13 protein-coding genes and 1 pseudogene are annotated in these 11291 nt (G+C 64.8%); all 14 read left to right on the plus strand.

Annotated features, from left to right (window positions below; all coding sequences use genetic code 11):
- Positions 1 to 214: 214 nt before the first annotated feature.
- Positions 215 to 523 (plus strand): 50S ribosomal protein L21, encoded by a 309-nt coding sequence (gene rplU, locus QAT43_RS11385; protein ID WP_305043197.1) that lies wholly within the window; start codon positions 215 to 217, stop codon positions 521 to 523.
- Between the two features lie 19 nt (positions 524 to 542).
- Entirely contained in the window at positions 543 to 797 is a 255-nt protein-coding gene (gene rpmA / locus QAT43_RS11390; RefSeq protein ID WP_305043198.1) for a 50S ribosomal protein L27, read from the plus strand.
- Between the two features lie 133 nt (positions 798 to 930).
- Positions 931 to 1992: a GTPase ObgE gene (gene obgE, locus QAT43_RS11395; protein ID WP_305043199.1), complete on the plus strand. Its 1062-nt coding sequence runs from the start codon at positions 931 to 933 to the stop codon at positions 1990 to 1992.
- A gap of 50 nt (positions 1993 to 2042) precedes the next feature.
- Entirely contained in the window at positions 2043 to 3185 is a 1143-nt protein-coding gene (gene proB, locus QAT43_RS11400) for a glutamate 5-kinase (RefSeq protein WP_305043200.1), read from the plus strand.
- Positions 3186 to 3217: 32 nt separating this feature from the next.
- The gene (locus QAT43_RS11405) at positions 3218 to 4474 is read left to right on the plus strand and encodes a glutamate-5-semialdehyde dehydrogenase (protein ID WP_305043201.1); all 1257 of its coding nucleotides are present in this window, start codon (positions 3218 to 3220) and stop codon (positions 4472 to 4474) included.
- A gap of 28 nt (positions 4475 to 4502) precedes the next feature.
- Positions 4503 to 5159, plus strand: a complete 657-nt coding sequence (nadD, locus tag QAT43_RS11410) for a nicotinate-nucleotide adenylyltransferase (protein WP_305043202.1) — start codon at positions 4503 to 4505, stop codon at positions 5157 to 5159.
- A 3-nt stretch (positions 5160 to 5162) separates the two neighbouring features.
- A complete protein-coding gene (rsfS, locus tag QAT43_RS11415; protein WP_305043203.1) occupies positions 5163 to 5543 on the plus strand; it encodes a ribosome silencing factor in 381 nt (126 codons plus the stop codon).
- Complete coding sequence (locus tag QAT43_RS11420; RefSeq protein ID WP_305043204.1) at positions 5540 to 6016, plus strand: 23S rRNA (pseudouridine(1915)-N(3))-methyltransferase RlmH; 477 nt, start codon at positions 5540 to 5542, stop codon at positions 6014 to 6016. Before rsfS ends, QAT43_RS11420 begins: the two co-directional genes overlap by 4 nt.
- A 30-nt stretch (positions 6017 to 6046) precedes the next feature.
- Positions 6047 to 6400, plus strand: a complete 354-nt coding sequence (locus tag QAT43_RS11425; protein WP_305043205.1) for a TraR/DksA family transcriptional regulator — start codon at positions 6047 to 6049, stop codon at positions 6398 to 6400.
- Positions 6401 to 6441: 41 nt separating this feature from the next.
- A complete protein-coding gene (locus QAT43_RS11430) occupies positions 6442 to 7800 on the plus strand; it encodes a lipopolysaccharide assembly protein LapA domain-containing protein (protein WP_305043206.1) in 1359 nt (452 codons plus the stop codon).
- Positions 7801 to 7804: 4 nt separating this feature from the next.
- Positions 7805 to 9352 (plus strand): 2,3-bisphosphoglycerate-independent phosphoglycerate mutase, encoded by a 1548-nt coding sequence (gene gpmI / locus QAT43_RS11435; protein WP_305043207.1) that lies wholly within the window; start codon positions 7805 to 7807, stop codon positions 9350 to 9352.
- A gap of 16 nt (positions 9353 to 9368) precedes the next feature.
- Positions 9369 to 9602, plus strand: a pseudogene (locus QAT43_RS14885) (double zinc ribbon domain-containing protein); the annotation flags it as partial.
- Between the two features lie 51 nt (positions 9603 to 9653).
- Positions 9654 to 10160 (plus strand): ComF family protein, encoded by a 507-nt coding sequence (locus tag QAT43_RS11440; RefSeq protein WP_305043208.1) that lies wholly within the window; start codon positions 9654 to 9656, stop codon positions 10158 to 10160.
- Between the two features lie 93 nt (positions 10161 to 10253).
- Positions 10254 to 11291: histidine kinase dimerization/phospho-acceptor domain-containing protein (locus tag QAT43_RS11445; protein ID WP_305043209.1), on the plus strand; the 1038-nt coding region annotated here is incomplete at its 3' end.

Below are 11291 nucleotides of genomic sequence, written 5' to 3' on the forward strand. Positions count from 1 at the left end.
CCAGCGCGGCGATTTCGCGCCGCGCGGCGAGAGTCGCCCGGCGAGCGGCGGTGCGCCGAAAAAAGAGCCCAGCTACAGCGACTTCGAGGAGCCGCCCTTCAATCCCGACGACGAGATTCCGTTTTGATTTCTCCTTGACAGGCGGAGGTTTCTGGGATAAGTTCCAGCGTTCTGGAAAAAATATCACGCAGTCGAGAGCGAGGTGAATGTCAGTATGTACGCGGTTATCAAGACCGGAGGCAAACAGTACAAAGTTTCCGAAGGCGACCTGGTGAAGGTCGAGAAGCTCGCGGGCGCGGTGGGCGATACCATCGAGCTCGGCGAAGTCCTCATGGTCGGCGGTGAAGAGGTCAGAATCGGAACACCTCTGCTGCAGGGCGCCAAGGTGAAAGCGCAGATCGTCGAGCAGGACAAGGACAAGAAGATCCTGGTCTTCAAGATGAGACGGCGCAAGAACCAGCGCAAGTTGAACGGGCACCGCCAACCCATTACCCGCCTGAAGATCACGGGCATTGAAGCTTAAGGTTTGAGGAGGTTGATCCATGGCACATAAAAAAGGGGTCGGCAGTTCCCGCAACGGCCGCGACAGCGCCGGCAAACGCCTCGGCGTCAAGCGCTTCGGTGGTGAGCAGGTCACCGCCGGATCGATTCTGGTCCGCCAGCGCGGCACCACGTTTCACCCGGGCGCCAATGTCGGCGTGGGCAAGGACTATACCCTGTTCGCCCTCATCGACGGCGTGGTGAAATTCGAGCGCAAGGACCGCGATCGCAAGAAGATCAGCGTCTACGCCGCCTGATTGCCGTACCAAAATCCAACAGGGAAGCCCGGTTCCGCATAAAGGACACCGGGCTTTTTTTCTTAGCTCAAGGGCCCGGTTTTTTTGTCTGAAGCCAAGGACAAATGACCAAGGACCAAGGACGATTTATCCCATGCATTTCGTCGACGAAGTCAAGATTCACGTGAAGGCCGGTGACGGCGGGCGCGGCTGCCTGTCCTTCCGCCGCGAGAAATTCATCCCCAAGGGCGGTCCCGACGGCGGCGACGGCGGCGACGGCGGCGATGTCTATTTTCTGGTGGACACCAATCTCTCCACGCTCATGGATTTTCGCTACAAGGTGCACTACAAGGCCGGGCGCGGCGGGCACGGCATGGGCAAGAACATGCACGGGAAAAACGGCGAAAGTCTCATCATTCGCGTGCCGCCCGGCACTCTGGTTTATGACGCGGAAACCGACGAACCGCTCGCCGACCTGACCACCCCCGGCGAGCAGCGTTTGCTGCTCAAGGGCGGGCAAGGGGGGCGCGGCAACGCGCGTTTTGCCACCAGCACCAACCGCGCGCCGCGCCACGTCCAGCCCGGCACCCCCGGCGAGGAACGCAGTTTGCGCCTGGAGCTCAAGCTGTTGGCCGACGTTGGACTGGTGGGCCTGCCCAACGCGGGTAAGTCGACGCTGATCGCGGCGGTGTCGGCGGCGCGGCCGAAAATCGCCGACTATCCCTTCACCACTCTGGTGCCCAATCTCGGCGTGGTCGCCTACGGCGGCTTCAAGAGTTTCGTCATGGCTGATATTCCGGGGCTTATCGAGGGCGCCGCGGAAGGCCAGGGCTTGGGGACGCGCTTTCTGCGCCACGTGGAGCGCACCGATCTCATCCTGCATCTCCTCGACCTGCTCACTCCCGAAGGGCAGACGCCCGAGGGGCATTTCGACCTGATCAATCGCGAGCTGGCCCGCTACAGCGCCGAGCTGGCGCAAAAACCCCAGATGGTGGTGCTGACCAAGATCGACGTTACCGAGGTGCGCGCGCTGTTGCCGCGCTATCTCGCTTATTTTCGCGAGCGCGGCCTGGCGGTGTTCGCCGTGTCGGCGGTGACCGGCGAGGGCATCGCGGAGCTGGTGACGGCGGTGGGCGCCCGACTGGATGAGCGGAGGCGTGCCGCGGCGGAGGCGGCCGCGGATGCCGCCCTTGACTCGGACTTGGCGCCCGGCTAAGATAGCGGCTCTTTTTTACAAAATTTCATGTCGTTTGGATAGCTTGCGCCATGCGCCAGAATTTTCTCAAGCGGGTTCGGCGAGCCGTCGTCAAGATCGGCAGCAATGTCATTTCCAACGGCGACGGCCTGCTGTTGCCGCGTATCGCGGCAATCAGCGAGGAGGTCTGTCGGCTGCGCGCCCAGGGCCTGGAAATCATCCTCGTCTCCTCGGGCGCCGTGGCGGCCGGCAAGGGTGTGCTCGGCATCAGCGGCCGGCCCCAGACCATCCCCCTCAAGCAGGCCGCGGCCGCCATCGGCCAGCCGCGCCTGATGCGCGCCTACAAGGAATGCTTTCAATCCCAGGGCTATCTGGCCGCCCAGGTGCTGCTGACCCGCGATGACCTTGCCAACCGGCGCCGTTACCTCAACGCCCGCAACACCCTGCTGACCCTCCTTGACTTTGGCGTGACGCCGATCATCAACGAAAACGACACGGTGGTGGTGGAGGAGATCCGCTTCGGCGACAACGACAACCTCTCCGCCCTGGTGACGACCCTCCTGGAAGCCGATCTGCTGGTGATCCTCTCGGATGTGGACGGGCTCTACGACCGCAATCCCGCGACTCACCCCGAGGCGCGCCTGATTCCCCTGGTCGAGCGCGTCACCGACGCGATCGAGGCCATGGCCGGAGGCGAAGGTTCGGCCCTGGGGACCGGCGGCATGGCGACCAAGGTCAAGGCGGCGCGCCGCGCCTCCCTCAACGGGGTCGGCACCCTGATCGTCAACGGCCGCGTGCCGGGGATGCTGGAGCGGGCCTTCGCCGGGGAAGAGGTCGGCACCTACTTCTTGCCGGCGCGTGATCGCATGGCCGCCAAGAAACACTGGAGCGCCTTCACCAAGAAGCCGCGCGGCAAGATCTTTGTCGACGAAGGCGCGCGCCGCGCCCTGGTGGAGGGCGGCAAGAGCCTGCTGCCCTCGGGCATCAAGGGTGTCGAGGGCCGTTTCGACCGCGGCGATTCGGTGCGTCTCTGCGACCTCGACGGCGTTGAATTCGCCAAGGGGGTCATCGGCTATAATCTCATGGAGCTGTTGCGCATCATGGGCAAGAAGAGTTCCGAGATCGAGGCGACCCTCGGCTATAAATACGGGGACGAGGTGATCCATCGCGATAACCTGGTCGTCTCCGCCGCTTCCGAGGCGGACGAGGACTGATCCCAAGGGGCACGAGCAGAAAGGACTACGTCATGACCATCGCCGACCAGATGCTTGAAGTCGCCCGCGCGGCCCGCCTGGCGTCGCGCACCCTGGCCAATCTGTCCACGGCCGTCAAGAACGAGCTGCTGCTGCGCATGGCCGCCGCCCTCGAAGCGGCGACGCCGGCGCTCATGGAGGCCAACGAAAAGGATTTGGCGGCCGCGCGTGAACGCGGTCTGGCGCCCGCCATGATCGATCGGCTGGTGCTCGATGAAAAGCGCATCGCCGCCATGGCCGAGGGGCTTCGCGAGGTGGCCGCCCTGCCGGATCCGGTGGGCGAGGTGACGGGCATGTGGCGGCGCCCCACCGGCATTCAGGTGGGCCGGGTGCGCATTCCCCTGGGGGTGATCGGCATCGTCTACGAGTCGCGCCCCAACGTCACCGCCGACGCCGCCGGCCTGTGCCTCAAGAGCGGTAACGCCGTGGTGTTGCGCGGTGGTTCCGAGGCCATCTGGTCCAACACCGCCATCGGCGCGGTGCTCAAGGCCGAATTGAAGAGGCTCGGCCTGCCTGAGGCGGCGGTGCAGATCGTTGCCACCACTGATCGCCAGGCGGTACTCGAACTGCTCAAATGCGAGGAGCACATCGATCTCATCATCCCCCGCGGCGGCGAGGGCTTGATCCGCTTCGTCGCCGAGCATTCGCGCATCCCGGTGATCAAGCACTACAAGGGGGTGTGTCACACCTTCGTCGACGCCAGCGCCGATTTCGAAATGGCGGAGAAGATCTGCATCAACGCCAAGGTGCAGCGCCCCGGGGTGTGCAACGCCATGGAAACCCTGCTCATCCACAAGGACATCGCCGAAACCTTCGTGCCGCGTATCGCCCAGGCGCTGCGCGCCCAGGGCGTGGAGCTGCGCGGCTGTCCCATCACCCGCGCGTTCGCTCCCGAGGTCAAGGCGGCCACCGAGGAGGACTGGGGCGCCGAGTTTCTCGATCTGATCCTCGCGGTGCGGGTGGTGGACAATCTCGACGAGGCCATTGCCCATATTGACCGCTACGGCTCGCTGCACACCGAGGTGATCCTCACCCGCGACTATCGCAACAGCCAGCGCTTTCTGCGCGAGGTCAATTCGAGCGTGGTGATGGTCAATGCCTCATCGCGTTTTTCCGACGGCAACCAGTTCGGTCTGGGCGCCGAAATCGGCATCTCCACCACCAAGTTGCATTCCTTCGGACCCATGGGCCTGGAGGATCTGACCACGCGCAAGTTCATCGTTCTCGGCGACGGCCAGATCCGCGCCTAGGGCGCAGCCTGCCGCGCCCTGTGACCTTATGAAGACCGGCATTCTCGGCGGCACCTTCAATCCCATTCACCTGGCGCATCTGCGCATCGCCGAGGAGGTGCGCGAAGCCTGCGGGCTCGACCGGGTGCTGTTTCTTCCGGCGGCGACTCCGCCGCACAAGGCCCTAAGCGGCGAGGTGGTCTTCCGGCATCGTCTGGCCATGGTGCGGGCGGCCATCGCCGATAATCCCGCCTTTGTCGCCAGCGATCTGGAGAACCGACGCGGCGGCAAGAGCTACTCGGTGGATACCCTCGATATCCTGCGCCGGGAGTCCCCCGGGGAAGAATTCTTCTTCATCATGGGCATGGACTCCTTTCGCGAGATCGCGACCTGGTACGAATACGCGCGGCTCTTCGAGCTCTGCCATATCGTGGTGACGGCCCGGCCGGGCAGCTCCGGCGGGCCGCCCCCGGCGTTGCTGCCGGTTGCGGTGGCGGATCAGTTCTGTTATGATGGCGCCGCCCAAAGGCTCATGCACCGCTCGGGATTTTCAGTTATTTTTCTCGAAGAAACGTTTCTCGACATTTCCTCGACCCGGATCCGCCAGCTGGTCGCGGCGGGCCGTTCGGTACGCTACCTGGTGCCGGCGGCGGTGGAAACCTATCTCAATCAACACGCCCTCTACCGGGGCTCTGCGAGGTCTTGAATTTTGCAATCCGACAAGCGGGCGCTGCTCTGTGCCGCCCATGCCCTGGAAAAAAAAGCGTCCGACGTGCGTCTTCTGGACGTGCGCAAACTCTCGTCGCTCACGGATTATCTGCTGATTGCCACGGGCCGCTCCGACCGGCAGGTACAGGCCATTGCCGAAGGCGTGCGCCTCGGCCTGAAGCAGGAACACCAGAGCCTGCCCCTGGCCGTGGAAGGCATGAACGAGGGCCGCTGGGTGCTCATCGACTACGGCGATGTCATGGTCCATGTGTTTCAGCCGACGGTGCGCGACTTCTACGATCTGGACGGGCTGTGGCGCGAGGCGCCCGAGTTGGAGATCCCCGCCGAGTACCACTGGGAGCGCAAGGCCGACGCGCGGTGAAGCTCCGGCTGCTGTGCGTCGGGCGCATGAGCGATGCCGCCCTGCGAGCCGGGGTGGAGGATTTCACGGCGCGGGTGCGGCGCTACCTGCCCCTCGACGTCGTGGAGCTCAAGGAGGAAAAGGTCGGCGGAAGCAAACCCGACCCGGCGCGGATTCGCGAACTCGAGGCCGAACGACTGCTGGCGAAAATCGCCGGGACAGCTTTCGTGGTCGCCCTGGATGAAACCGGGCGGCGCATGACCTCGGAAGGTTTTGCGCGGCTGCTGGAGCACCACATGGTGCATGCCACCGCCGAGATGGTGTTCCTGATCGGCGGGGCTTACGGGCTGGCTGCCCGGGTCAAGCAGCGCGGCGATCTTTTGCTGTCCCTCTCGGATATGACCTTTACCCATCAGATGGCCCGGCTGTTTTTGCTCGAGCAAATCTACCGCGGCCTGACCATCGTGCGCAACGAGCCCTACCACAACCGCTGAGGGGCCCGCGCCCCGCAAGGGAGTTTTTTCATGGATCAGCACCAGGTCGAGCAGGCGCGCCAGCGGCTGCTCAGAATGCGCAGCGAAACCCTGCGGGAAGTTCAGGATTCCCGGCAGGCCTGCCGCGATCTCGGACAGGATGGCGTCGGCGACATCGGCGATATCTCCGCCAACACCTATAATCGCGATGTACTGATGAATCTCAGCGAAACCCAGCGTCAGTTGATTCGCGACATCGATGCGGCCCTGGAGCGCATCACCCAAGGCGAATACGGCGAGTGCCTGCGCTGCGGCGAGGAAATCGCGCCGCGACGCATGGAAGTCCGGCCCTTTTCCCGCTATTGTGTAGAATGCAAAGCCGAGGTGGAAAAATTCGGCGAATAGAAATCCGATCCTGATCTGGGCCCGCGCCCGGGGAGACTGCCATGACCCTGATGTCCTTCCTGCTGCTTGTCATTCTGTTTCTCGTTTTTTTCATTTATTTCGCCTATCTCAACCCCGACGCCGTCACTTTTTATTATTTCAGCGACCAGTCCTTTACCGTTTCGCCGGTGGTGCTGGTGGTGGGGGCGATTCTCATCGGCCTGATCTTTGGTCTGCTCGCCTATTCCTGGGCCCTGACCAGCACCCGCATGCGCGACTGGCGCAAGGAGCGCAAGGACAAAAAAACCCGGGAAAATTTCGCCATGTATCGCGAAGGGGTGGGGCGCCTGCTGTCGGGGGATCTGAAAAAGGCGCGGGTGCTGCTGCAGAAAGCCCTCGATCAGGAGCCGCGACGCAGCGACACGCTCATCGCCATGGCCAGCCTCAATCTGCAGGAGGGCAAGCCGCAAGAGGGCATCAACCTGCTGCTCAAGGCCCGCGAAATGGAGCCGCGCAGCCTGGAGGTGCTGTTCAAGCTGGCCGGAACCTATGAGGAACTCGGCCAGGATACCGAGGCCGAGCAGGTCTACGGCGAAATTCTCACCATCGACAAGGACAACCGCAAGGCCCTGCGCGGGGTGCGCGATCTGGCCGTGAAGCAGGGTCGCTGGCGCGAGGCGCTGGACGTGCAGAAGCGCCTGATCAAAGTCTCCCAGGGCAGCCCGCGGCTTGCCGAGGAAAAGAAGAAGCTGCTCTACATCAAATACGAAATCGCCTGCATGGATCTGGCCGCCGGCCAGATCGAACCGGCCAAGATCGAATTCACCGAGGTGATCCGCCAAGATGGCGAATTCGTGCCGGCGCGGGTGTCCCTGGGCGATGCCAACCGCCTGCAGGGGCGCAAGGACGATGCCGCGCGCATCTGGCAGGAAGGCTACCGCAGCCTGCGGCGCGGCATTTTCCTGGCGCGTCTTGAGGAGCTTTACCTGGAGGCCGAGGATCCCGCCACCCTGCTTGCTTTCTACCGTAACGCCCTGGCGCAGAACGACACGGATGTGATCCTGCGCCTGTATTATGCCCGGCTCTGCCTGCGTCTGGAACTGGTGGAGGAAGCCGCCGAGCATGTGTTCGCCCTGGAAAGCGCCGGCGCCGACCATCCCCTGGTGCATTTTCTCGCCGCCGAGGTGCATCGTCGTCGTCGTCGCATCGATGAAGCCCTCGAGGAATACCGCCTGGCCATGGGTATGGATAACCGCCTGCAGGTCACTTTTGAATGCGAAAGCTGTGGCGAAACCTATCCCGAATGGCTCAGTCGCTGCACCGCCTGCGGCCTCTGGGGCAGTCTGGTGCTGAGCGGCCGCAGCAATCTGGGCTCCATCACGCCCCTGGATCGCGGCGCGATTCCCCACGGAGGGCTCTAGGAGCATGAGCGGCGCGCGCAAACGGCCGGTGGCCCTGGTGATCCTCGACGGCTGGGGGATCAATCCCCAGTGCGACGCCAATGCCGTATGCAAGGCGCGCTCGCCGCGTCTCGATCAACTCTTCGCCGCATTTCCCCACACGCGCATCGGCGCCTCGGGCATGGATGTGGGGCTTCCCGAGGGGCAGATGGGCAACTCGGAAGTCGGGCATCTCAATATCGGCGCCGGGCGCATCGTTTATCAGGATCTCACCCGCATCAGCAAGAGCATCACCGACGGCGACTTCTTCACCAATCCGGTGCTGCTCGACGCCCTGGACAAGGTCCGCCGCGGCGGCGGCAAGCTGCATCTCATGGGCCTGCTCTCCGACGGCGGCGTCCATTCCCACAACACCCATCTCCATGCGTTGCTGCGGCTGGCCAAGGAGCAGGGTCTCGATCGGGTCTGCGTGCATGCCTTCCTCGATGGACGCGACACCCCGCCGCGCAGCGGCAGCGACTATCTGGCTGAGCTGGAAACCCAGATCGAGGGCATCGGCTGCGGCCGCGTCGCCACCGTCATCGGCCGCTATTACGCCATGGATCGCGATAACCGCTGGGATCGGGTGGAGCGCGCCTATCGTGCCCTCACCGAAGGCGTCGGTCAGGCGGCCGCGAGCAGTGCCGAGGCGATTCGCGCGGCCTACGGCGCCGAGCAGGGCGATGAATTCGTCGAGCCGCGCGTGATTCACCAGGGCGGACGGCCGGTGGGGACGGTGGAGGACGGCGACGGCATCATCTTCTTCAATTTCCGCAGCGATCGGGCGCGCGAGCTGACGCGCGCCTTCACCGATTCCGCCTTCACGGGCTTCGCGCGGCGGCGGCATCCGGCGTTGGCGGCCTATGTGTGCATGACCGAGTACGACGCCACCTTTGAGCTGCCCGTGGCCTTTGCTCCCGAGACGCTGACCAATCTGCTCGGCGAGGTCGTCGCCGCGGCCGGCCTGCGGCAGCTGCGCATCGCCGAAACCGAGAAGTACGCCCATGTCACCTTTTTCTTCAACGGCGGCAACGAGGAGCCCTTTCCGGGCGAGGACCGCTGCCTGATCCCCTCGCCCCGCGATGTCGCCACCTATGATCTGAAACCGGCCATGAGCGCCGTCGAGGTGACGGACGAGGTGGTGCACCGGGTGCAGGCAGGAACCTACGATCTGATCGTGCTCAATTACGCCAACTGCGACATGGTCGGCCACACGGGCATTCTTCCCGCGGCGGTGGCGGCCATGGAAACCGTCGACGCCTGCGTGGGGCGGGTGGTGGACGCCGTCCTGCAGCAGGGCGGCGCGCTGCTCATCACCGCCGATCATGGCAACTGCGAGCAGATGAGCGACGGGCAGGGCGGGGCGCACACCGCCCACACCTCCAATCCCGTGCCCCTGATCCTGGTCGATGACGAACGCCGCGCCGCGCGGCTGCGCGCGGGCATCCTCGCCGATCTCGCGCCCACGGTGCTTGAGCTCCTGGGACTGGCCGTGCCCGGCGACATGACCGGAAAATCCCTTTTGGCGGACTGACTTGTCGCCCCGGTTCTTGCCCGCCTCGGCCGGCGCCTGGGGCACTTGGCTGCTCAATCAGGCGGGCGGTCTGGCACGGCTCTTCCTGCCGCCCTGCTGTCCTGTTTGCGAGCGCCCCCTGGGTGCGCTCGCTGCCTCCTCTTCGGGACTTTGCGCGGCTTGCCGCGAAGAGTTTCGACCTTTATCCTCACCCTGTTGTCCACGCTGTTCCCTGCCCTATCCTACCCGCGGTGGGACGGATCACCTCTGCGAGCCCTGCCAGCGGCATGAACCGCCCTTTCTGTGGGTCGCGGCGGCCGGAGTGCATGAAGGGGGGCTGCGCGAAGCGGTGCATCGCTTCAAATTCGGTGGGCGCCTGGACCTGGACCGCCCCCTCGGGCAGCTGATTCATCAGCGCGTTGGTGGGCGGTTGCGCGCTTTCGCTCCAGAGATGGTGGTGGCGGTTCCGCTGCATCCGCGCCGCTTGCGGGAGCGTACCTACAACCAGGCCTTGCTGCTGGCGCGCGTTCTCGCCCGGGAACTGGACGCGCCGGTGCGGGCCCGCGCCCTGGCGCGGGTGCGCGACACCGGCAGTCAGCAGCGTCTGTCGCGGGACGAGCGGCGGCGCAATCTGCGCCAAGCCTTTGTCGCCGATGCCCTGGTCGCCGGGCGGCGAATCCTGTTGGTGGACGACGTGGTGACCACCGGCGCCACGGTCGCCGAATGCGCGCGCGCCCTGTTGGATGCCGGCGCCGCGAGCGTCGCGGTCGCGGCCCTGGCGCGCGCCCCGCGCCAAGGGCGCGGCACTTCCGGCGCAAATCTTGCTTGAATCAGCTTGGATTGAAGCGAGCGCGCCCCCAAGGTCTGGAGGGGACACGCACGCTTCGCGGAGTTTCTGAACCCTTTGCGGGCAAAGGCAGCGATGGCGGTTCATCCCGGTTCCTTTCTCTCGGCGCTCTCCTTGCGCGGTGTGCTGGAAAGCCTGCCGGTCGGCTTGTTTCTGGTCGATCGTCGCCAGCATATCGTGTTCTGGAATTCGGCCGCCGAGCGCATTACCGGCTTTGCCGCCGCCGAAGCGGTGGGACGGCATTGCTCCTTTCTCGAAGGCATTCCCTGCGGACGACGCTGCGGCCTGTTTGATTCCAAGGTGCCCAAGCCGGTGACGGGGGTGACTTGCACCATCCGGGGACGTGACGGACGACGCATCACCCTGGCGAAAAGCGTCGACCTGTTGCATGGCGCCGATGGCGAAGTGGTCGGCGGTGTCGAGTCCTTCGTCGATATCAGCCAAATGACGGAACTGGAAAAGCAGTTGCGGCGTCATGCCCTGGAGCGCGAGCAGGAGGTGCGCAAGCGCACCCGCGAGCTTGAGGAAGAGCGTGCGCAACTGCGTGAAGCCAATCGCGAGCTTGAGTCCTTCGCCGCCACCGTCGCCCATGACCTGCGCACGCCCCTGACGCCTATCATCGGCTATGCCGAGTTTCTTCAGGAACAATACGCCGAGTGTCTGGACGCCCAGGCCCTGACCGTTCTCGGTGAGATCCAAAGCCAGGGACGGCGCATGCTCCACCTCATGGAGGATCTGCTGACTCTGGCGCGCTTGGGGCGTCTGGATCCCCCTGGGGATCCGGTGCCCCTGGCGGCCGTCCTCGCCGAGGTTCTCCCGGAGCTGCGCTCCCTGCGCGAGGCGGCGGGCCTGGAAATTCGCATCGGCACCCTGCCGCGCCTGCATCTGCCGCGCACCCTGCTCAGCGAACTGCTCGCCAATCTCATCGGCAATGCCCTACGCTATACCGGTCCCCAGGGCGGCCCCATCGAAATCGACCAACCTCCCCAGGGCGGGCGGCGGTTCTTCGTACGCGACCACGGCCCCGGGGTGGCGCCGGAGGAGGCCGAGCGAATTTTCGATCCCTTCTATCGCGGAACCCATTCCAAAAGCCTCGGCGGCACCGGCATCGGG

It is taken from the genome of Geoalkalibacter sp. (genome assembly GCF_030604225.1).
Classification (GTDB): Bacteria; Desulfobacterota; Desulfuromonadia; order Desulfuromonadales; family Geoalkalibacteraceae; genus Geoalkalibacter.

Bases quoted from the DNA above. Each gene is read 5' to 3' on its own strand.
- rplU (WP_305043197.1), top strand. From the start codon at position 215: ATGTACGCGGTTATCAAGACCGGAGGCAAACAGTACAAAGTTTCCGAA.
- rpmA (WP_305043198.1), top strand. From the start codon at position 543: ATGGCACATAAAAAAGGGGTCGGCAGTTCCCGCAACGGCCGCGACAGC.
- obgE (WP_305043199.1), top strand. From the start codon at position 931: ATGCATTTCGTCGACGAAGTCAAGATTCACGTGAAGGCCGGTGACGGC.
- proB (WP_305043200.1), top strand. From the start codon at position 2,043: ATGCGCCAGAATTTTCTCAAGCGGGTTCGGCGAGCCGTCGTCAAGATC.
- QAT43_RS11405 (WP_305043201.1), top strand. From the start codon at position 3,218: ATGACCATCGCCGACCAGATGCTTGAAGTCGCCCGCGCGGCCCGCCTG.
- nadD (WP_305043202.1), top strand. From the start codon at position 4,503: ATGAAGACCGGCATTCTCGGCGGCACCTTCAATCCCATTCACCTGGCG.
- QAT43_RS11425 (WP_305043205.1), top strand. From the start codon at position 6,047: ATGGATCAGCACCAGGTCGAGCAGGCGCGCCAGCGGCTGCTCAGAATG.
- QAT43_RS11430 (WP_305043206.1), top strand. From the start codon at position 6,442: ATGACCCTGATGTCCTTCCTGCTGCTTGTCATTCTGTTTCTCGTTTTT.
- gpmI (WP_305043207.1), top strand. From the start codon at position 7,805: ATGAGCGGCGCGCGCAAACGGCCGGTGGCCCTGGTGATCCTCGACGGC.